General features: G+C 38.1%; 22 protein-coding genes and 1 pseudogene. All 23 read left to right on the top strand.

The window, feature by feature from the left end:
• Positions 1-2: 2 nt before the first annotated feature.
• The 23 genes and pseudogenes from flgL (at position 3) to hpf (ending at position 20,469) form a co-directional block, all read left to right on the top strand.
• A complete protein-coding gene (gene flgL / locus H70737_RS27485; RefSeq protein ID WP_197071251.1) occupies positions 3-920 on the top strand; it encodes a flagellar hook-associated protein FlgL in 918 nt (305 codons plus the stop codon).
• A 15-nt stretch (positions 921-935) separates the two neighbouring features.
• Entirely contained in the window at positions 936-1,502 is a 567-nt protein-coding gene (locus H70737_RS27480) for a DUF6470 family protein (protein ID WP_042192412.1), read from the top strand.
• Positions 1,503-1,704: 202 nt separating this feature from the next.
• Positions 1,705-2,151, top strand: coding sequence for a flagellar assembly protein FliW (fliW, locus tag H70737_RS27475; protein ID WP_042192409.1), 447 nt, complete (start codon positions 1,705-1,707; stop codon positions 2,149-2,151).
• Between the two features lies 1 nt (position 2,152).
• On the top strand, positions 2,153-2,392 hold the full coding sequence (gene csrA, locus H70737_RS27470; RefSeq protein WP_042192407.1) for a carbon storage regulator CsrA: 240 nt from the start codon (positions 2,153-2,155) through the stop codon (positions 2,390-2,392).
• A gap of 213 nt (positions 2,393-2,605) precedes the next feature.
• A complete protein-coding gene (hag, locus tag H70737_RS27465; protein WP_042192405.1) occupies positions 2,606-3,502 on the top strand; it encodes a flagellin Hag in 897 nt (298 codons plus the stop codon).
• Positions 3,503-3,757: 255 nt separating this feature from the next.
• Positions 3,758-4,075 (top strand): annotated as a pseudogene (locus H70737_RS31420) (flagellin); the annotation flags it as partial.
• A gap of 113 nt (positions 4,076-4,188) precedes the next feature.
• On the top strand, positions 4,189-5,085 hold the full coding sequence (gene hag / locus H70737_RS27455) for a flagellin Hag (protein ID WP_042192400.1): 897 nt from the start codon (positions 4,189-4,191) through the stop codon (positions 5,083-5,085).
• A gap of 126 nt (positions 5,086-5,211) precedes the next feature.
• A complete protein-coding gene (locus H70737_RS27450) occupies positions 5,212-7,089 on the top strand; it encodes a glycosyltransferase (protein WP_042192398.1) in 1,878 nt (625 codons plus the stop codon).
• 78 nt (positions 7,090-7,167) lie between these two features.
• Positions 7,168-7,560 (top strand): flagellar protein FlaG, encoded by a 393-nt coding sequence (locus H70737_RS27445; RefSeq protein WP_042192396.1) that lies wholly within the window; start codon positions 7,168-7,170, stop codon positions 7,558-7,560.
• Between the two features lie 15 nt (positions 7,561-7,575).
• A complete protein-coding gene (gene fliD, locus H70737_RS27440; protein ID WP_042192393.1) occupies positions 7,576-9,078 on the top strand; it encodes a flagellar filament capping protein FliD in 1,503 nt (500 codons plus the stop codon).
• Between the two features lie 170 nt (positions 9,079-9,248).
• Entirely contained in the window at positions 9,249-10,865 is a 1,617-nt protein-coding gene (locus H70737_RS27435; RefSeq protein ID WP_042192390.1) for a glycosyltransferase, read from the top strand.
• A gap of 2 nt (positions 10,866-10,867) precedes the next feature.
• Positions 10,868-11,635 (top strand): glucose-1-phosphate cytidylyltransferase, encoded by a 768-nt coding sequence (rfbF, locus tag H70737_RS27430; RefSeq protein ID WP_042192388.1) that lies wholly within the window; start codon positions 10,868-10,870, stop codon positions 11,633-11,635.
• Between the two features lie 3 nt (positions 11,636-11,638).
• A complete protein-coding gene (gene rfbG / locus H70737_RS27425; RefSeq protein WP_042192386.1) occupies positions 11,639-12,709 on the top strand; it encodes a CDP-glucose 4,6-dehydratase in 1,071 nt (356 codons plus the stop codon).
• 23 nt (positions 12,710-12,732) lie between these two features.
• Complete coding sequence (locus tag H70737_RS27420) at positions 12,733-13,962, top strand: class I SAM-dependent methyltransferase (RefSeq protein ID WP_042192384.1); 1,230 nt, start codon at positions 12,733-12,735, stop codon at positions 13,960-13,962.
• The gene (rfbC, locus tag H70737_RS27415) at positions 13,959-14,489 is read left to right on the top strand and encodes a dTDP-4-dehydrorhamnose 3,5-epimerase (protein ID WP_042192382.1); all 531 of its coding nucleotides are present in this window, start codon (positions 13,959-13,961) and stop codon (positions 14,487-14,489) included. Before H70737_RS27420 ends, rfbC begins: the two co-directional genes overlap by 4 nt.
• A gap of 11 nt (positions 14,490-14,500) precedes the next feature.
• The gene (locus H70737_RS27410; RefSeq protein WP_042192380.1) at positions 14,501-14,989 is read left to right on the top strand and encodes an acyltransferase; all 489 of its coding nucleotides are present in this window, start codon (positions 14,501-14,503) and stop codon (positions 14,987-14,989) included.
• Positions 14,986-15,807, top strand: a complete 822-nt coding sequence (locus H70737_RS27405) for an NAD-dependent epimerase/dehydratase family protein (protein WP_042192378.1) — start codon at positions 14,986-14,988, stop codon at positions 15,805-15,807. The genes H70737_RS27410 and H70737_RS27405 overlap by 4 nt, the downstream gene beginning before the upstream one ends.
• Positions 15,804-16,484 carry an LbetaH domain-containing protein gene (locus H70737_RS27400; protein ID WP_052404446.1) on the top strand — a complete coding sequence of 227 codons (681 nt, stop codon included), beginning with the start codon at positions 15,804-15,806 and terminating at the stop codon, positions 16,482-16,484. Before H70737_RS27405 ends, H70737_RS27400 begins: the two co-directional genes overlap by 4 nt.
• A gap of 232 nt (positions 16,485-16,716) precedes the next feature.
• On the top strand, positions 16,717-17,106 hold the full coding sequence (gene fliS / locus H70737_RS27395; protein ID WP_042192376.1) for a flagellar export chaperone FliS: 390 nt from the start codon (positions 16,717-16,719) through the stop codon (positions 17,104-17,106).
• A complete protein-coding gene (locus H70737_RS27390) occupies positions 17,099-17,434 on the top strand; it encodes a flagellar protein FliT (RefSeq protein WP_042192372.1) in 336 nt (111 codons plus the stop codon). The genes fliS and H70737_RS27390 overlap by 8 nt, the downstream gene beginning before the upstream one ends.
• Positions 17,435-17,669: 235 nt before the next feature.
• Positions 17,670-17,867, top strand: coding sequence for a cold shock domain-containing protein (locus H70737_RS27385; protein WP_019915069.1), 198 nt, complete (start codon positions 17,670-17,672; stop codon positions 17,865-17,867).
• A gap of 387 nt (positions 17,868-18,254) precedes the next feature.
• Positions 18,255-19,691 carry an S-layer homology domain-containing protein gene (locus H70737_RS30050; RefSeq protein ID WP_052404445.1) on the top strand — a complete coding sequence of 479 codons (1,437 nt, stop codon included), beginning with the start codon at positions 18,255-18,257 and terminating at the stop codon, positions 19,689-19,691.
• Positions 19,692-19,920: 229 nt separating this feature from the next.
• The gene (gene hpf, locus H70737_RS27375) at positions 19,921-20,469 is read left to right on the top strand and encodes a ribosome hibernation-promoting factor, HPF/YfiA family (RefSeq protein ID WP_042131328.1); all 549 of its coding nucleotides are present in this window, start codon (positions 19,921-19,923) and stop codon (positions 20,467-20,469) included.
• The last annotated feature ends 102 nt before the right edge of the window (positions 20,470-20,571 follow it).

Here is a 20,571-nt window from a genome sequence, read left to right as displayed (position 1 = left end):
GTATGTTGAGAGTAACCTCTAACATGATGAATTCACAGCTTCTGCTTAACCTAAACCGTAATGCTCGTACGATGAACGACACACAGTTACAGCTTTCAAGTGGACGCAAAATCAACAAGCCTTCCGATGATCCGGTAGGGATTACGTATTCCCTGCGCTATCGCGCTGAGCTTTCTTCTAACGAGCAATATACTAAAAATGTAGATAGCGCTCTTTCATGGCTTGATTTTAATGATACAGTTCTAGGTCAGGCAGGAGATGTTGTACAGAAGATTCGGGAACTGTCCGTACAGGCTGCGACAGGGACTAATCCGCAGTCCGCGCTCGATAGTATTAATGAAGAAGTGATGCAGTTAAAAGAGCAACTTGTCGATATCGCTAACAGTACACTGAATGGTAAATATATCTTTAATGGTGAGCAATACTCCACCAAACCTTATGATTTTGCTAAAGGAGCAGATAGTACGTACGATGTATCTAAGCCAATTACTACGGATACTGGACAGATCCAATTTATCGTAGGTGAAGGTGTGCGTATGCCGATTAGTATAACCGGTAATGAAGTATTCGGTAATACGGGGGATGCAGATAATCTTTATGCAATCATTAATAATATTTCTGCGGGATTAAAGGCTGGTGATCTTGGAGCTATATCGGGTCAATTAGATAACATTGATGCGCGTATGGAAACTATTTTAACGGCTCGTTCTGAAATTGGTGCTAAGACCAATCGAGTGGAACTCATGCAGGAGCGTTTGAGTGACTTGAATGTTAATCTAACGGATCTGCAAGCTAAGACGGAGGATGCCGATTACGAGGGATTGATCATGCAGTCGAAAATTCAAGAGAATATATATAATGCCTCTTTGTCAGTGGGTGCAAAGATTATATCTACAACTCTGGTGGACTTTATAAGATAACGGAGGTGGTTCTCGTTGCTGCAGCCGATATTGCAAATTCGTCAGACTCCCGCAGTAATTGGTATTGATGCTGACTTGGGTTCTTTTTCCATTACTCAACCTAAAGCGGAAGTCAATATATCTAAAACAGCGGGGAAATGGGATATCCAAACGTTTAAACCTGAACTTTCAATTGATCAATCGAGAGCTTGGGCAGCATATAATGGTGGCAATATGCTCGAAATGAACAAACGGATTTATTCTGGTATCCAGCAACTATATCTTCAAGGGATCGCCAGGAAGGTAGAGCAGGGGAACCGAATGGTAGAATTCTTTAAACCAGGTAACTCGATTGCTGACGTGTATGGTACTGACACTGAACCCAATTCATTTCCCGAAATGCGTGGTCCGGCATCATTTGACAATGTCGATGTGCGTGTAAAAACGAGAGCGCCACAAATTGGATTTTCACCTAGCAAGGTAAATATAAAGGTAAACGTTCATCGCCCGGAAATAGAATATACTCGTGGTAAACTTGATATCTATATGCAGCAGTATGCATCTTTGCAATTTATTCCTCCAGAAGTGGATGCTCAAATGTAATATTAAGATGCCGTAGCATCTCGGACAGACCGTCTTTGAAAGACGGTCTATTGTTTTTTCTATAATAGATTTTTTGAAAAAGAAGTTTTTTCTTGCTATGTCGGTGAACGGAATATTGCTACAATAAATGCTAATAGAGCAATTGGGATTACACGGTTCATCTTCGGGTGAAAATGATTTTTGGTAAAAGGAGTGGGTAATTTTGATTATAGAAACACTGTCTTGGGGTAAACTTGAAGTGACTGAAGAACAGGTATATCATTTATCCAAAGGAATTCTCGGGTTCGATGAAAAATCTGATTTCGCATTTATTGATATAGAAGATACTCCTTTCTGGTATTTGCAATCTATGGAAGAGAAGGAGTTGTCCTTTTTACTTGGAGATCCGTTCGCCTTTTACCCATCTTATGAATTTGAACTGCCTGATGATGAGACGGAGGAACTAGAAATCCAATCTGATGTTATTGTTCGCTGCATCATTACATTGAAGGATCAAGTAGACAAGTCCACTATTAATTTGTTGGCCCCAATTGTACTCAATCCTGGCAACCGTAAGGGCAAACAGATTGTTCTTCACAAATCATCCTATCTTACGAAGCATACCTTATTATCAGAGCAGTCTGTTGAAGATGGAAAGGGTGAAGATTAATATGCTCGTACTTTCTCGTAAAATAGGAGAATCTATCATCATTCAAGATCAAATTGAGCTGACTATCTTAAGTGTAGAAGGAGATACAGTAAGGGTAGGTATTTCTGCCCCTAAGCATGTGGACATTTTTCGTAAAGAAATATATATGTCCATTCAGGAGGCAAACCGGGAATCCGCTACTCCTGTTCAATCTGATTTGAACGCGTTAATGGATCGGTTACGTAGATCGAATAATCAATAATTGAATGATCGAGTATACCTGAGTTGCAAATTGCAGACTCAGGTTATTTTGATTTGTGAGAAATAAATTCAGAAAAGAATGAATTACTCTAAACTATAGGTGACTATAAGTCGATATAAGTTATAGATACTGAGCGAATAGGGCGGCCGACCTTAATGGTTCAGCATTACCACAAGGATGTGGATTAACTTAATTTCAGGGAGGAAATTTATAATGATTATCAACCACAATATTGCAGCAATGAACACTCACCGTCAACTAGGTGTAAATACTGCCAACACTAACAAATCCGTTGAAAAATTGTCTTCCGGTCTGCGCATCAACCGTGCAGGGGATGATGCTGCAGGTTTGGCAATTTCCGAAAAAATGCGCGGTCAAATTCGCGGTTTGGATATGGCTACTAAAAATGCACAAGACGGAATTTCTTTGATTCAAACAGCTGAGGGCGCATTGAACGAAACTCACAGCATCCTCCAACGTATGCGTGAATTGTCAGTTCAGTCTGCGAATGATACTAACACAGCTTCTGACCGTGGTGAGCTACAAAAAGAAGTAAATGAATTAGCAAAAGAAATCACACGTATTTCTAATACGACTGAGTTCAACACAAAGAAATTGTTGGATGGTTCTGCTAGTACTGGCGGTGCGGGTGCCGATGGAAAGAACCTTACATTCCATATCGGAGCTAACAAAGGTCAAAATATTACCCTGAATATCAATGCTATGGATGCTGCTACACTAAAAGTAGCTGGTGGTGGAGCAAGTAACGCTGCAACTTCATCGATAGTGGGAGCAGTAGCTACTGATGGTATTGATATCTCTACACAAACGGCTGCAGATTCAGCAATCACAGTTATTAACACAGCAATTGAAACTGTATCCGGTGAACGTTCGAAATTAGGTGCATACCAAAACCGTTTGGATCACACAATTAATAACTTGGGAACAACTTCCGAGAACTTGTCTGCAGCTGAATCCCGTATTCGTGATGTAGATATGGCAAAAGAAATGATGAACCAAACGAAGAACAACATTCTTGCACAAGCAGCTCAAGCGATGTTGGCACAAGCTAATCAACAACCACAAGCAGTTCTTCAACTGCTTCGTTAATTTTCGAAAAAAAAGGGGGGCTCTTTAAGAGTTCTCCTTTTTTTGATATGAAATTCTCGAAATACATAGAAAAAAGTATTATAGGGAAATATTTAAATCTATAAAGTAATGAATACTCACCATCAACTAGGTGTAAATACTGCCAACACGAACAAATCCGTTGAGAAACTCTTTTCCAGTTTCCGTATCAACTGTGCAGACTGTAATGCATCGGGCGTAACAGGTGCTGCTGCTTCTACTGTGGATGGTATTAATATTTCGCTTCAGACAACAGCAGATGCAGCTATTCAGACAATTAACACCGCGATTGAAACTGTATCCGGTGAACGTTCGAAATTGGGTGCATACCAAAACCGATTGGATCACACAATTAATAACTTGGGAACGTTTTTAGAGAATTTGTCTGCAGCTGAATCCCGTATTCGTGATGTAGACATGGCGAAAGAAATGATGAACCAAACGAAGAACAACATTCATTCGCAAGCAGCTCAAGCAATGTTGGCACAAGTTAATCAACAACCACAAGCAATTCTTCAATTGCTTCGTGAATTTTTGAATGGCTATAAACTCTGAATGATAGTTTGTCGATAGTAGTAGTAGGTTGTTTCTGAAGGGCGGCCGACCTTAAGGAAATAACCTCACCACAAGGATGTGGAATCATTTAATTTCAGGGAGGAAATAAAATCATGATTATCAATCACAATATTGCAGCAATGAACACTCACCGTCAACTGGGTGTAAACACCGCTAACACCAACAAATCGGTTGAGAAACTTTCTTCCGGTTTGCGTATCAACCGTGCAGGCGATGATGCTGCAGGTTTGGCAATTTCCGAGAAGATGCGTGGCCAAATCCGCGGTTTGGATATGGCTACTAAAAATGCACAAGACGGGATTTCTTTGATCCAAACGGCAGAAGGCGCATTGAATGAAACTCATAGTATTCTACAACGTATGCGTGAATTGTCAGTTCAGTCTGCGAATGATACTAACACAGCTTCTGACCGTGGAGAACTTCAAAAAGAAGTAAATGAATTGGCAAAAGAAATTACTCGTATTTCCAATACAACCGAATTTAACACTAAGAAATTATTAGATGGTTCTGCAGCTACAGGCTCGGGTGTAACAAGTGCTGCTGATCTTACATTCCACATTGGTGCCAATAAAGGCCAAAACATTACTTTGTCCATTAAGGCAATGGATGCTACAACCCTTAAGGTGAGTGGCGCATCGACTGCAAATAGCTCAGCAGTTGCTGGCAACGGAGCCACTACAGTAGATGGTATTGATATCTCTACACAAACGGCTGCAGATGCTGCAATCACAGTTATTAATACCGCAATTGAAACTGTATCCGGTGAACGTTCGAAATTGGGTGCATATCAAAACCGTTTGGATCACACAATCAATAACTTGGGAACGACTTCCGAGAACTTATCTGCAGCTGAATCCCGTATTCGTGATGTAGACATGGCTAAAGAAATGATGAACCAAACCAAGAACAATATTCTTGCACAAGCAGCTCAAGCGATGTTGGCTCAAGCTAATCAACAACCACAAGCAGTATTACAATTGCTTCGTTAATAGTAGAGTGAATAGTACAAAAAAGGGACTCCATAAGGGGTCCCTTTTTTGTACTATTCTAATGATTAATTATGATAAGGCCGATATATAAGATAACAGAATTTATGAGTTTGAGGGGACAATATTATGGATACGACAATTACTTTATGCATGATTGTTAAAGATGAAGAAAGACATTTAAAGAGATGTCTTGATAGCGTAAAAGATAAAGTAACAGAGATAGTAATTGTGGATACCGGATCGAAGGATAAGACACTAGCAATTGCGGAAGAATATACTACAAAGATCCACTATTTTAAATGGGTGGATGATTTCGCAGCTGCTCGGAATGAATCATTAAAGTATGCCACTTCTGATTATATATTGGTACTGGATGCAGACGAATATCTAGAATCAGATGCCGATTTGCAGAAAGATATAAAGTCTGATTGTGACTATGTTTTATTGAAAATATATAATGATGTTTCATATGGCAGGGCCTTTACACATACTGCTGTACGGCTCTTTGCTAATCATAGAGGGTTACATTATCACAATCGTCTACATGAACACTTAAATGTATTGGGTGAAAATACGAATTATAAGAGCCAACATGGAAAAGTAATCATTCATCATACGGGTTATACTGATGAAATTATGCAAGAGAAGGATAAGACGAATAGGAATTTACCACTTATGTTGCAAGAAGTGGAGGAAAACCCTGATGCGTATAACCTGTATAACATGGGGAAAACGTATTTATCCATTAATGAACATGCAAAAGCAATTGAGTATTTCCAGAGAGCTTATCCTCTAAGTGCCGGACGTATGTTTTTACCTGAGCTTATTACAAAAATGTGCTATTGCTTAGGTGAACTTAAGCAATATGAAGATAGTTTGAGGATTTTAAACGATGCAGTGAAGGTATACCCGAATGAAACTGATATGCATTATATGCAAGGCAGGATATTTATGGATGCAGGGTACATCAAAGACGCTGAAATGGTGTTGAAAGGTTGTTTAGATCTCGGTGGTGACCTTGGCATAACTGTTACAGAAGGTACTGGAGGTTATATGACCCGATTTGTATTAGCAGAGCTTTATGAAAGTCGAAATCAATTAGACGAAAGTTATAAATATATAGTAGAGGTTCTTCAGGAGAAAAAGACATTTGCCCCTGGATTAAGTAAATATTTCGAGATCGTTACTAAATCAAATATACCAATTGATGATGTGTACCGAAACATAGAACAACTTTACAACATTTCTAATATTAATGATCTACAGCTCTTACTCGATGTTCTTTATGGGTTGCGTCATCCCCTGTTGAATAAGTTCTTAACGGTTTATAGTATTACTGCTCAGCCGAATGTCGCAGCTGCGGCAATGCAATACGATAAGAAATATGCTGAGGCTAAAGATATTTGGATGAATATGGAGTGTGTAACGGAGGAAAATGGGAAAGACCTGTTGCTGCTTTCATTTTTATTAAATGATGATGAGCTATTTAACCTTGCAAAGCCTCTTCTAAACTTGAGTAGAAAAGAAGAGAAAATAATAAGGAAAATAATCAAAAAAGAAATAATTTCATCAAATAAAATGACTTCCTATGTAGAGAAAATACTGGGGGATATCGTCTCTCATTTACTTAAACTTCAAGAATATGAGTGTTTGCAGATCATTTTAGAGTATCTTGCGTATACTTCTTTGAAAAGTAAAGTTTATAGCTATAGCCTTCTAATATCTTACGGCTTTACTGAGGTAGCAATTGATCTTTTAGTTAAGTTATTTGAAGAGCATCCTAATAACGTGGAGGTAATACGATTATTGGGTGATGTGTGCCTTTCTTGTAATTATACACAGGATGCCCAGCTTTTATATTCCAAGTTATTAGAATTAATTCCGGATTACGGTTCCTATGAACGATGCTACAAATTGTATGAAAAAATAGATGATCGCGCAGGCATGTCTAGGATAGTGGAGAGTATTAAGAATAAGTTCCCTAGATCTTTGCTAGCTATCTAAATTCTCATACAGTCGCCTATTAATGTTTTTGATATTTAACCGATAAAAATAATATAAATATGCATCGGAGGTTGTTCTATGAATCTGCAATTTTCCTTGACCAGTAACAAATATGATAATTCTGTTAATGATCAGCGTCAGGTAAGTGAACGTAATATTCAAAACCAGGACACTAGATTAGTAAACGCAGTAAAGAGTGGAGAGAAACTATCTGTTCTGGAGAAGCAGGGGGTTCAGATTCCGGTAGGACAAGAGCAATTGATACGTAATATAGATAGGGCTGTTAAAGCGCTGGAGGGCCCCTCTACATCCTTAGAAATCAGTGTTCATGAAAAAACACATGCTATTATGGTGAAGGTAATTAACAAGGAAACAGGTCAGCTTATACGTGAGATACCTCCAGAAAAAACGCTGGATTTAGTGGCTAAGATGATGGAGATCGCTGGGATATTAGTAGATGAAAGAGTATAAAGGGGAGGTTTAAAGATGCGGGTTTTTGGATTTGGATCTGGTATGGATATTGATTCAATTGTTAAGGAGATTATGACGGCCAAAAGGGCTCCGCTGGATAAGCTTAAACAGCAGAAGCAAACCTTTGAATGGCAGAGAGAAAGTTATCGTGAAGTAAATAGCAAACTGGTAGATTTTAAAATAAATAAATTAGCTAAATATAACAAGGGTGAGGAGATGAATCCTCAAAAAGCAGTATTAACTGGAAATAGTACTGCTATTAGTGCAAAGGCGAATGCTGACGCAACACCTGTTCCTATGGAAATGTATGTAGAACAGCTTTCTACGCGTACTACGATTACTACTACAGGTATAACAGGTAGTTATGCCAACGGGTATAAATCAAGTACTATGTTAAGTGCCTTGCCAGGAGGGACAAGTAATGCCGACCCACAAGGGAATTATACATTAACAATTGGTGATGCTGAATTTATCTTTAACAAGGATTATTCAATATCTCAGGTTTTATCGAGAATTAATGCTGATGCAGGTGAAAAAAAGGCGAATGTAGTTGCAAGTTTTGATGAACTGACAGGCAAATTAATTCTCTCTGCAAAAGAATATGGTGACAAAAAGATTGGTGCTGTAGGTGGGAATTTATTGAGTTTGTTTAACGCAGCGCCTACGGATACATTAAGCATAACTGATGGGAAAACTGGAATTATACATGTTAAATCTGAAGGTGAAGCTTCTTTTCAGAAAGTGGAGTTCAATGGTAATAAAACTATTATTAACGGAATAAACATCTCTCTTCTAAGTACTTCAACAGAAGCGACTTCATCTAAAATATCAGTTCAGGTTGAACCTACCAAAGCAATTGAATCAATTAAATCATTTATTAATGATTATAATGAGTTAATTGAAATGATGAATAAAAAAACTAATGAGAAAACATATAGAGACTTCCCTCCTCTATCGGATGATCAAAGAAAAGAAATGTCAGAGGATGATATCAAAAACTGGGATGCAAAGGCTAAAAGTGGTCTTCTGAAAAATGATACAATTCTGGCGGCAACGATTTTAAATATGCGTGAGATTATTTCTGCAAATTTGGGTGACCTTAGTAAAATGGGAATCGATACTGGACAGTATTTCGAAGGCGGAAAACTAGTTCTTAAAAGTGAAGATGATCTGAATAAAATGTTTCAGAACAATCCTACCTTTGTTACTCAGTTATTTCAAGGTACGGGTGAGCAAAAAGGTATATTCTCACAAATTTCCACTAAAATTGATGGACAGCTTCAAAAGCTAGTTGACAAAGTCGGGACATCTAAATATTCTACGAGTGTTACAGATGTTTTTAAAACAAATAGTATTATGGGAGATATGTTGAAGAATTATAATAAACGGATTGATAATATGACTCAACGTATGAATGATTTAGAAACAAAATACTATAAACAGTATGCTGCAATGGAACAAGCGATGAGCAAGTATAATGCACAATCAACAAGCTTGACTAATTTTATATCAGGGTAATATAACCGATGGAAATTTAGTTTTAATTAAACTAGGCAGACCTGATGTTAGCAGGACGATGTTATCCGGATATCGTTTAAGCCTAACCTCTGGGCTGCCTTGTATATTTTTGCAGTAAAACACTCGTGATTATCAGATAACATCAAGCAATGAATGGAGAAAACCAAAGTATGGTGAAACAGCAGATTCAAGAACTTATTGAAATTGGAAATATAAGTGACGCTAAGAGACTCCTATCCGAGTTTGAACAGAAGAGTAAAGAAGTAGAAGATATTGAATTGTATACGATTAGGGCTTCTATAGCTGTAGCAGAAAATAATCTACAAGAAGCTGAAGGTTACTTATTGGAAGGATTGCTTATTGATTCCGAATACGTAGATTTACTTTTTAATCTCGGATATATACACAAGTTACGCCATAACTTAGTCCAATCTAATTATTATTTTGGTCAAGCACTAAGAGTAGCTAGTGAGGTTGAACTAGTTAATATAATTGAAGATTTTATTGAAGATAATAGACATGTAAGTTCGTTAACCGAGAAGCCTCTCGTGAGCATTGTTGTCCTAGCGTATAACAAGTTGAGCTACACAAAATTATGTGTGGAGAGTATATTGGAGTATACGCAAAATGTTAGTTATGAGTTAATTCTTGTAAACAATGGCTCAACAGATGAAACCAAACAATATTTTGATTCATTACCCTTTGCAAAACCTCTTCATCTTATAAAAAACGTTGGACCTACCAATGGATTTAACGAAGGAATGAGAGTAGCAGTTGGCAAATATACAGCTTGTGTTTGTAATGATTTTATTTTTACTCCTCGTTGGTTAGAAAATTTATTATTATGTATAGAGTCAGATGAGAAGATTGGGTATGTATCTCCTGGTGCCAGCATGATAAGTAATATGCAGCAAATTAATGGTGACTATAATAACCTCGAGGAAATGATCGAATTTGCAGAGCGGTACAATCATTCTGATCCACGTAAATGGGAAGAACGAGTAAGGTTACTTCCATGTGTTTTAATGGTGAGAACAGAACTACTTAAACAAATTGATTATTTTGATCCTCGATTTTATTATGGAGAGTTTGCTGATGATGATATTAGTTTTCGTATTCGAAGAGCAGGGTATAAACTAGTCTATTGTAAAGATACGTTCACTTATCACTTTGGCTCAGTTACGGTTCGGGAAGATCAAACTAATAATAATTCATTAGGTATAAGCAGGGATATTTTTAAAGCCAAGTATAACTTGGACTCATGGATAGATACTGCGTTTAATCTCCGTCTTCTTAATGAAATATCGGTTAAATTATCTAGTACTCATGCTTCAATTCTAGGTATAAATACAAAGTGTGGTAGTAATCCATTGCAACTAAAAAACATGTTGAAAGACAAGGGAATACTGAATACTCATATCACTAATTACTGTATTGATAAGAAATATACAAAAGACATCAGAACAGTCTCAGATGATTTTTTTGAAGGAGAAATTGATTATCTTCATAAAAAATTAATAGGAATGAAATTTGATTATATTGTGTTTGAATACGACTCAGATCATCTTAATAGGTCGCCGCAGATTATTGGAGAATTAAGTTCGCTACTTAATCAAAGTGGACAATTAGCATTGAGTCTGAGTTACCCTGAATTTGATGAGGTTATTATGAACAAGGATGTTGTTATACTTCAAAATTCTGGGCTCACGATTTCTTACTATGAAGTCACAGCTAAAAACAATTCCTCTGAGGTGGAGTTGGAGATTATCCTTAGAAAGGATGTTTGACAGTGAAGGCAGTTATTTTGGCCGGTGGGTTAGGCACACGATTGAGTGAAGAGACAGTATTGAAGCCCAAACCAATGGTGGAGATTGGTGGATCTCCGATGCTTTGGCATATTATGAAAGTATATTCAAGCTACGGAATTAATGAATTTATCATATGTCTGGGTTATAAAGGGTATCTAATAAAAGAATTTTTCGCAAATTATTATATGCATACATCGGATGTTACATTCGATTTCAGAACTAATGAAATGCAAATCCATAAAAACAACTCGGAATCTTGGAAAGTAACATTAGTTGATACAGGTGAACACACCTTAACCGGAGGAAGGTTGAAAAAAGTTCAACAATACGTTGGTGATGAAGCTTTCTGTTTTACATATGGAGACGGATTGTCTGACGTAAATATATTAGAACTTGTAGACTTTCATAAGCACGAGAATCATCTTGCAACCGTAACAGCGGTTCGCCCTCCTGGAAGGTTTGGAGCGTTTGAGTTTCATAAAAATGAAATCATTGGATTTCAGGAAAAGCCGATGGGGGATGGAAACTGGATTAACGGTGGATTTTTTGTTCTTGAACCGGAGGTTTTTGACTTAATTAGTGGTGATAATACAACGTGGGAAGAAGAACCAATGGAGAAATTGGCCAAATCAGGAGAACTATCTGCCTTTATGCATGAGGGATTCTGGCAACCAATGGACACTCTTAGGGATAAGAACAAACTAGAAGAAATGTGGAACACTGGAACCGCTCCTTGGAAGGTGTGGTGATCTATGAATACTAATTTTTGGGTCTCTAAAAAAGTGCTTATTACAGGACATACAGGCTTCAAGGGCAGTTGGTTATCATTATGGCTTCAGCATTTGGGAGCTGATGTATATGGATATAGTAGCCCAGTACCAGTGAGTGAACCACATTTATATGGAATTGCTCAAGTTTCAAATAATATGGATTCTACTTATGCTGACATCCTGGATTTCCAACGCCTGCAGTCTTTCATTCAAAAGGTTCGACCCGAGATCATCTTTCATCTTGCTGCTCAGCCTTTAGTCAGAGAGTCATATATTGATCCAGTTGCAACTTTCTCTGTTAATGTTATGGGGACGGTAAATTTGTTAGAAATAGCTAGGCATACTGAATCTGTCAAAGTTGTCATCAACATAACTACAGATAAATGCTATGAGAACACTAATAACTCAATACAGGGCTTTATGGAAAATGATCCTGTTGGAGGTTCTGATGCCTATAGCGCCAGTAAGGCTTGTTCAGAGATTGTTACTTCTGCCTATGAAAGGTCGTTCTACTCGGATAGTGGTAAATTTCTATCTTCGGCAAGAGCAGGGAATGTAATAGGAGGAGGGGATTGGGCAAATGATCGGATAATTCCGGATATCATTCGATCTATTATCAATAAACAACCTTTAAATATTAGATATCCTCAAGCTATTCGACCTTGGCAGCATGTATTAGATTGTTTGAATGGATATTTGCTGTTGGCTCAAAGTATGTGGGAGTCAGGTGCAAAGTATATAGGGGCTTGGAATTTTGGACCAGGTGAATCTTCAATTTTATCTGTTGCTCAGTTAATTGAAGAATGCAACAAGCATCTAGAGAATCGATTGAATGTGGTGTATGAATCCAACACGCAACCTTATGAAGCTACAACACTGGTACTAAATAGTGATAAGGCTGCAAAGTTGCTAGATTGGAATATTATGTTGCCCATTCACCAATCAATTGAATGGACAATGGAATGGTATTCCGACTATATGAGTAATAGGCTTAGCGATTTAACGTTAAGACAAATATGCCAATATGAAAACATTAATGCTTCTAGACTTTAATCACAATAAGGGGATATGAATGAATGTCGAACGGAATATGTCGTTTTTGTGGTACAGAACTTAATACCTTATTTCTTGATTTGGGGATTTCCCCCTTGGCTAATTCCTATGTAAAGTCTGTAAGCCAAATGGAGTATATGTATCCATTAAGAACCTATGTCTGTGAAAATTGTTATTTGGTTCAGGTAGAGGACTTTGAGTCTCCAGAACATATATTTAGTGAATATGCATATTTCAGCAGTTATTCGGATACTTGGTTAGAGCATTGTCGCAAATATGTTGAACATATGGTAGATCGATTTCATTATACAAGTGACACAAATGTAGTTGAGATCGCCAGTAACGATGGTTATTTACTGCAGTATTTCAAAGAAAAGGGTATCTCTGTGTTGGGAATTGAACCCGCAGCGAATGTTGCAAAATCTGCAATTGAAAAAGGGATAGACACTTCGGTGAATTTTTTTGGAACTGTATTAGCTAGATCCTTAAAGGGTGAAGGAAAGATGGCAGATCTCCTGCTAGGTAACAATGTACTTGCCCATGTTCCTGATCTCAATGATTTTGTGGAAGGTATGAAGATTCTTTTGAAGCCTCACGGGACTATAACTATGGAATTCCCCCATTTATTACAACTAATAGAACATAATCAGTTCGATACAATTTATCATGAACATTATTCTTATTTTTCTTTTACAACAGTTTGCCGACTGTTTGCTAAGCATAATCTTTCGATTTATGATGTTGAACAGTTGGAGACTCATGGCGGTTCTATACGAATATATGCATGCCATTTAGAAAACAAAGATATTTCAGCAAGTACAGCTATTAATGAATTATTAGAAAAAGAATTATTGTTTGGTATGACAAATATTGAGATGTACAAGGGGGTTCATACAAAGGCAGTTCAATTAAAAAGAACGGTTTTGAGCTTTCTATTAGTCCTTAAGGAACAAGGAAATACGATTGTGGGATACGGAGCTCCGGCTAAAGGAAATACGTTAATTAATTATTGTGGTATCGATCGTGATTATTTAGACTATACAGTTGATCGTAGTCCATATAAGCAAGGGACCTTTCTACCTGGTTCAAGAATTCCTATATATTCTCCCGATCTTTTGAAACAGACAAAACCAGATTATGTATTTATTCTGCCATGGAATTTAAAAGAAGAGATTATAGAGCAGACTTCCTTTATCCGTGAATGGGGAGGTAAATGGATTATTCCCGTCCCTGAAGTGGTGGTGATTTCATGAAGTTTTTAGAAACGCCATTAAAAGGTGCTTATTTAATTGAAATTGAGCCTCATCAAGATGAACGAGGCTTCTTTGCGAGAACATTTTGTAAAGAGGAATTTACAAAACATGATTTGAAAGATGATTTTCTTCAATGTAATGTTTCTTTTAATCATAGAAGAGGCACTGTAAGAGGCATGCATTATCAGGTCAAGCCTTTTGAAGAGACTAAATTGATACGTTGTACAAGAGGTGCTATTTATGATGTTATCATAGACTTGCGCCAAACATCAGACACCTATCTTAGGTGGTACGCTGTTGAATTGAATGAAAATAATGGTCGAATGCTGTATGTACCGGAGGGTTTCGCGCATGGATTTCAAACGTTAGAGGATAATACAGAGGTCTTCTACCAAATGTCGGAATTCTATCATCCTGATTGTGCATTTGGTGTACGCTGGGACGATTCTGCTTTTGGAATTCGTTGGCCATTAACAAACTATATTATGAATGATAAAGATAGAAACTATCCGAATTGGAATTTGTAGGAGTGATCGAAATGCTTTTCATATCTGAACATGCTACAATTTCAAAATTTGCAGATATTGAACCTTCTCTACGAGGTACTCGAATTGTAATTAAAAAGGGTGTAATGATTGATTCCTTTGTTAAGATAAAACCTACCGGTGGTACTGGTGATGTCATAATTGGTGAAGATACTTATATAAATTCAGGATGTGTTTTATATTCAGGTAATGGAATTAAAATTGGACAAGATGTCCTTATAGCAGCAAATTGTACTTTAGCACCCGTAAATCATGAGTTTCGATCTCGTCACCAGAAGATAAAAGAACAACGTTTTATGGATGGTCGAGGCGGTATTATAATAGAAGATGATGTATGGATCGGGGCAAATAGTGTTATCTTGGATGGTGCAATCTTGCGACAGGGATGTGTGGTTGGGGCAAATTCATTGGTGAATGGTGAGTTAAAGCCGTATACGATTAACGTTGGCAATCCGGCGAAAGTGGTAGGGGTGAGAGGATGAAAACTACTGTTATAGGAGCAAAAGGATTTATCGGACGCCATGTTATACACAGACTAGAACAACTCGGGATTGAGGCATACGGACCTAGTCGTGAAGATTTAAGCTTATTCAATGACCATCTGGGGCATGTTATATATTGCGCCGGGATTACCTCGGATTTTCGCCAACGCCCGTTTGACACGATAAGAGCACATGTCAGTTTTCTAGCAGAATTATTAGAGAAGGCTACATTTGAATCATTTCTATATTTATCTTCAACTCGTGTCTATGCTAATCAAAAAAATGATGAGATGGTTGAAGAAGAGGGTCAACTCCTCGTAAATCCCTTTCAGGCAGAAGACTTATTTAACTTATCAAAAATTACTGGAGAATCCCTTTGTCTCATGGATAGCAGACCAAACGTGAGAGTAGCTCGTGTATCAAATGTCTGTGGGAATGATTTTTCTTCCAATAATTTCATCTACTCTATTATTAAAGATGCTGTAAAGAATGGTAAGATTGTCCTTCAAACCACGCTAGATTCGGAAAAGGATTATATTACTGTAAGCGATGTAGCAGAGTTGCTTATTCAGATTTCACACAGTGGTAAAGAGCGCATGTATAATGTAGCAAGTGGTACTAATACTACTAATAAACAATGGGTTGAAGGGATCTCACATCATACTGGTTGCGAGGTTGAATTGATATCAAATGCAAAAACAATAAAATTTCCAGCGGTGAATATTTGTCGGGTGCAAGCTGATTTTAATTTCATACCTCAAAATTGTTTAGATATACTGGAGAATTTGATTCAACAATATGTTAATGGAAAGGAGTGATTCTAATAGAACTATCCCTACCTTTATATAACTTTAAAGAGTACACATCAGCCCAACTTAATCATTTTTTTCCAGACAAACAAATAGTTCGTTTTCAAGAAGTTGGGAACTCTTTATTTGATCTCGCCTTAGATCGTACAGAGTATTGTTTTTCCACGATAGCATTGGAGTCTTACAGGAAAAATGGCACTACATTCATCAATCATCTGCATTCCGATCAATACGCTGTTTTTCTTTGGTTCTTATCGAATACCGTATGGAAAGAAAGTGGGAATACAGCATTAGCTAATAAAATTTTTTATATTAATAAAGCACTTCATGGATTTAGTTGTATGTACGATACGAATTTACCAAATATTTTTTTGCTCTTTCACACTGTGGGAACGGTGCTGGGAAAAGCTGAATATTCCGATTTCTTAGTCGTTGGGCAAGGCAGTACCGTTGGGGCTCAAAATGGAATTTATCCGAAGCTAGGGAAAGGTGTATCGTTACTGCCGTATTCCTCAATTGTTGGTAATTGTATAATTGGCGATAGAGTTTCAGTAGGGATTGGTGCTTCAGTCTATGAAAAGAACATTGAAAGTGGAATGGTTGTTTATAAAGAAATGGACGGATCTATTAGATGTAAATTTAAACAAAGATGTTGGGCACAGCAGCATTTTTTCATAGATATATAATAGGTATATACAGAGAAGATACAAACATTACTCGAGGTTTAACCAGTATTAACAAATTCTTGAGATTATTCGGAAAGAGACTGCAATAACATTGATCAAATGCCGATATATAAACTAAATACTAGTTCCCTCGTAACTAATGAATACGGAGTAGTAGTTATTAATGCCTATAAACTTAATGTAATAGAATGAAAAAGATTAAAAATGGACTTTTAAGTAAAGGGTGACACAAATGATAAATTCTCCTTATGAAAAATACCGTCAGTCATCGGTAAAAACATCGACCCCCTCACAGTTACTGATTATGTTATTTGATGGAGCGATTAGATTTGTAAGGGCGGGTATGGAAGGAATCGATTCAATTGACTATCAAAAGACAAACATTAACATGGGTAAAGCGCAGACAATTGTTAGTGAATTGATGTCGACACTGGATCCTACCTATGACATATCTAAAAGTTTGTATGATCTATACGAATATATAAATCATTTGTTGATTCAGGCGAATGTGAAGAAAGACAAGGTACCTGCAGAAGAGGCGTTACAGTATTTGACTGAGTTCCGCTTAACTTGGTTGGAGGCGTCGAAGCTGGCACCAGCACACGAGAAGGCCCATGGATAATTGTATCTTAGAGTTAAATAAGATTACTCAAGATATTATTAATAAACTAGATAATTGTTCATATGAAGAATTAAATGATTTCGTCGAACAACGTCAAATTTTGATAGATCAACTCGAACAGCATGTGAAAAAACAGTCGATCGGTGTAATCCAGCAGCATCAGTTACGAGAGTTGTTGGAGGCCGATCCTATGATAATTGCAAGAATGCAACAACTTAAAAATGAGGCAGCTAAGTGGCTTCAACAGAGAGAACAGGCCAAAACACAACGCAGTGCCTACGAGGCCGCCTACACCCCAGACAGTTTTCTTATGGATCGCAGAAAATAATTTATTTCGGTGTTTAACTATAGGAGTAGACGGGTATTAAATACCGTCTGCTCTTTTTTTGATCCTTACGCTGCAACTATTTCTTGATTATGGTAAATTAAACGTCCTATTTTACGTGGTAAATTATTGCATGTAAACATTTACTTTTCCAATTGACAATGAAGAAGTTACGGTGGTATAGTCGATTTGTGAGCAAGACTCACGTTCATCTGATGACGAAGGGAATGTTTAATCAATGGAAGGTAAAGTAAAATGGTTTAACGCAGAAAAAGGTTATGGTTTTATCGAGACTGCAGACGGTGGCGACGTATTCGTACACTTTTCCGCGATTCAAACAGATGGTTTCAAGACTTTGGATGAAGGCCAATCCGTAGAGTTCGATATCGTTGAAGGCGCACGCGGACCACAAGCAGCTAACGTAATCAAATTATAATCATACGGCTAAGCCGACCTACATATAAGTAGATGGTTAGCAATTTAGACAGCGCTAGCAAGGATCTTGGGAATTCTCCCAAGATCCTTTTTTTGTGTGCTTGGGGCCCCGGTAAAGTACCTGAGTATACATCGAAGTAAAGCTCCACTTTGTGGGGATAATTTGTGCTCTCATAAGCCTCTATCAATGCTGTTAATAGAAAGAAAATAGCGTACTTTGTAAATTTATAATATGGAAAATGTTAGAACTCTTCGAAATGTGGGTAATAGGTATACGTTGAGCTGTTTATCTTACCTCGACGCACACTATGTTAGCCTAGGCCAATACTTCCGAGAAGAGATTCATATAGCCTACGCTATCAAAACTTTTAGGAGGATGATTAGCAGGATGAAAAAGAAGTTGCGCGGTCTTATGACCGGAGTTTTAGGAGTTAGTATGTTATTAGGATCTCTTGGCAGCGTATCTGCCGCCTCCGTACCTAAGGATATTCAAGGTCACTGGGCCCAAGCTCAGCTACAGGAATGGTTAGATAGTGGATACCTTGGAGGATACCCAGATGGTACAGTTAAACCAAACAAGGCAATTACACGTGGAGAGTATGTGACTCTGGTAAATCGCCTGTTCGGTTTTAAAGAAAAAGCAACTGTAAGCTTTAAAGATATGAAAAGCACAAACTGGAACTACAGTGAAGTGGCTAAAGCCATGGAAGCTGGCTATATCGGAGGATACGAGGACAATACGTTCCGTCCTAATAGTCCGCTCACAAGACAAGAGGCAGCAGTAATGGCTGCGAAATTACTTAAATTGAGCACCAATAGCACTACTAGCAAATTTAAAGACAATGCACAAATTGCAGCATGGGCAAAAGGTGCAGTAGCCGCTGCAGCAGATAAGAAGATTATTAACGGTTATCCGGATGGAACCTTCGGTCCTAAGAGATCGTTAACACGTGCAGAGGCTGTAGGTATTATCAATACCTCAGTCATCTATTACCCAGGTAGCGGCACAGGTGGTGGAGTGATTCCTACACCAACGCCAACGGCTACTCCGACACCAACCGCTACGCCAACGCCAACAGCTACTCCAGGTGGTAGTACTGGTGGTGGATCTGGCGGCGGTAACGGTGATGGCGGAACTGTCACTACACCAACAGTAAGTGGAGCAACTTATGGTAACGTTGGTTCGGTAACAGCCGATGTATACCTGACATCTTCCGTAACGGGCTCAGTGTACTATGTTGTAGCTCCTTATACTGCTAACGTAAGTGCACCGAGTGCATTGCAGGTAGAAAAAGGACAGATCAGCGATGGAACTGCAAGCGAAATTCATGGTAGTGTTGCAACTGTGACCAACACAACGGTTACATTCTCGGTTTACGGATTGAATCCTGGAACAGAATATGCAACATATATCGTAGCAGCGGATGCATCTGGAAATCTGTCTACTGTAACAACAGTTCGATTAACTACTGCTCAAGCAACTGAAAAGTCGATTACGCTTTTTGAACCAGGACAAGTAGGTACTGTTACAGCAGATGTATATGTTAAATATGGTGTGACAGGTGACACTCCAACCCCAGTAAGATATGTAGTATTACCTGCTAATGAAAAAGCACCTAGCGCAGCACAAATTTCTTTAGGTCAGAATAGTGCGGGTACAGCATTGACTGCTCCATGGACGGACACGCTTACGTTCGCTCCTGGTGTAAAACATACGCATACTTTGACTGGATTAACAGCCAATACTGCCTATAAGGTATATGTTATTACAGGATCAGGTACGCAATTGTCACCTGTAGAAATCATCCAAATTCATACCAAGTAACATAATCTTATACTGTCTCAGTTTGGGAATATAAGAATGGAATTCGTACTATAATAACGACAGGTTTACAATTGGTCCGGTGAGGCGAATAGTTGCTCTTACCGGACTTGTTTTATTTGTGAACACAAGGACAATATTTGTTATCTAATTGTAAGGGCTGTAAGGAATTACTTTTTACTTAGCCTTAACAATTTGGTATAATGAAGGTGTAACTAAAGGAGGAGTGGCCATGCAATTCACCATTCGAGGTCAACAAATTGACGTGACCGACGCTTTGAGAGAGTATGTTGATAAGAAGCTCAGCAAACTTGAGAAGTATTTCGAAGCACCCCCTACCTCTGAAGGGTCTGTGACGCTTGGCGTAGTTCGCGGCCTTCATACGGTGGAAGTAACCATTCCGCTTGCTGGCGTGACGCTTCGTGCGGAAGACCGCAGCGATGACATGTATGCTTCCATAGATGCCGTTGTGGACAAGCTGGAACGTCAAATTCGCAAACACAAAACGAAGATCAATCGTAAGTTCCGTCAAGAGGGACTGAAGACGCTGTTTGTGGATGGAGCTAGTACCGCTGTTGCTGTAGAAGAACAAGATTATGATGATTTAGAAGTTGTGCGGAACAAACGCTTTACAATGAAACCGATGGATGTGGAAGAAGCGATTCTTCAAATGAACATGGTAGGACATAATTTCTTTGTTTTTTCCAATATCGACACCTCGGAAGTAAGCGTAGTTTACAAACGTGATGATGGTAAATATGGACTGATTGAACAGGGCTAAGATACAATGATGCCAGTTATGCTCTAAGTATAAAGGGCCTCGAGAGTTAGTCAGAACCTAAGAAATTTAAACCGAGCCCCTATTCGCTTGCAGCGAATAGGG

Origin of the sequence: Paenibacillus sp. FSL H7-0737 (genome assembly GCF_000758545.1) — a bacterium.
Lineage (GTDB): Bacteria > Bacillota > Bacilli > Paenibacillales > Paenibacillaceae > Paenibacillus_AQ.
Note: the sequence above shows the minus strand (reverse complement) of the source record. Positions and strands in the feature narration are given on the sequence as shown.

Excerpts from the sequence above, each read along its gene's own strand:
- H70737_RS27420 (WP_042192384.1), top strand. The coding sequence starts at position 12,733 with ATGTCGAACGGAATATGTCGTTTTTGTGGTACAGAACTTAATACCTTA.
- hpf (WP_042131328.1), top strand. The coding sequence starts at position 19,921 with ATGCAATTCACCATTCGAGGTCAACAAATTGACGTGACCGACGCTTTG.
- rfbC (WP_042192382.1), top strand. The coding sequence starts at position 13,959 with ATGAAGTTTTTAGAAACGCCATTAAAAGGTGCTTATTTAATTGAAATT.
- H70737_RS27410 (WP_042192380.1), top strand. The coding sequence starts at position 14,501 with ATGCTTTTCATATCTGAACATGCTACAATTTCAAAATTTGCAGATATT.
- flgL (WP_197071251.1), top strand. The coding sequence starts at position 3 with ATGTTGAGAGTAACCTCTAACATGATGAATTCACAGCTTCTGCTTAAC.
- hag (WP_042192400.1), top strand. The coding sequence starts at position 4,189 with ATGATTATCAATCACAATATTGCAGCAATGAACACTCACCGTCAACTG.
- H70737_RS27385 (WP_019915069.1), top strand. The coding sequence starts at position 17,670 with ATGGAAGGTAAAGTAAAATGGTTTAACGCAGAAAAAGGTTATGGTTTT.
- H70737_RS27445 (WP_042192396.1), top strand. The coding sequence starts at position 7,168 with ATGAATCTGCAATTTTCCTTGACCAGTAACAAATATGATAATTCTGTT.
- fliS (WP_042192376.1), top strand. The coding sequence starts at position 16,717 with ATGATAAATTCTCCTTATGAAAAATACCGTCAGTCATCGGTAAAAACA.
- H70737_RS27390 (WP_042192372.1), top strand. The coding sequence starts at position 17,099 with ATGGATAATTGTATCTTAGAGTTAAATAAGATTACTCAAGATATTATT.
- hag (WP_042192405.1), top strand. The coding sequence starts at position 2,606 with ATGATTATCAACCACAATATTGCAGCAATGAACACTCACCGTCAACTA.
- H70737_RS27435 (WP_042192390.1), top strand. The coding sequence starts at position 9,249 with ATGGTGAAACAGCAGATTCAAGAACTTATTGAAATTGGAAATATAAGT.
- rfbG (WP_042192386.1), top strand. The coding sequence starts at position 11,639 with ATGAATACTAATTTTTGGGTCTCTAAAAAAGTGCTTATTACAGGACAT.
- H70737_RS27450 (WP_042192398.1), top strand. The coding sequence starts at position 5,212 with ATGGATACGACAATTACTTTATGCATGATTGTTAAAGATGAAGAAAGA.
- fliD (WP_042192393.1), top strand. The coding sequence starts at position 7,576 with ATGCGGGTTTTTGGATTTGGATCTGGTATGGATATTGATTCAATTGTT.
- csrA (WP_042192407.1), top strand. The coding sequence starts at position 2,153 with ATGCTCGTACTTTCTCGTAAAATAGGAGAATCTATCATCATTCAAGAT.
- H70737_RS27405 (WP_042192378.1), top strand. The coding sequence starts at position 14,986 with ATGAAAACTACTGTTATAGGAGCAAAAGGATTTATCGGACGCCATGTT.
- H70737_RS30050 (WP_052404445.1), top strand. The coding sequence starts at position 18,255 with ATGAAAAAGAAGTTGCGCGGTCTTATGACCGGAGTTTTAGGAGTTAGT.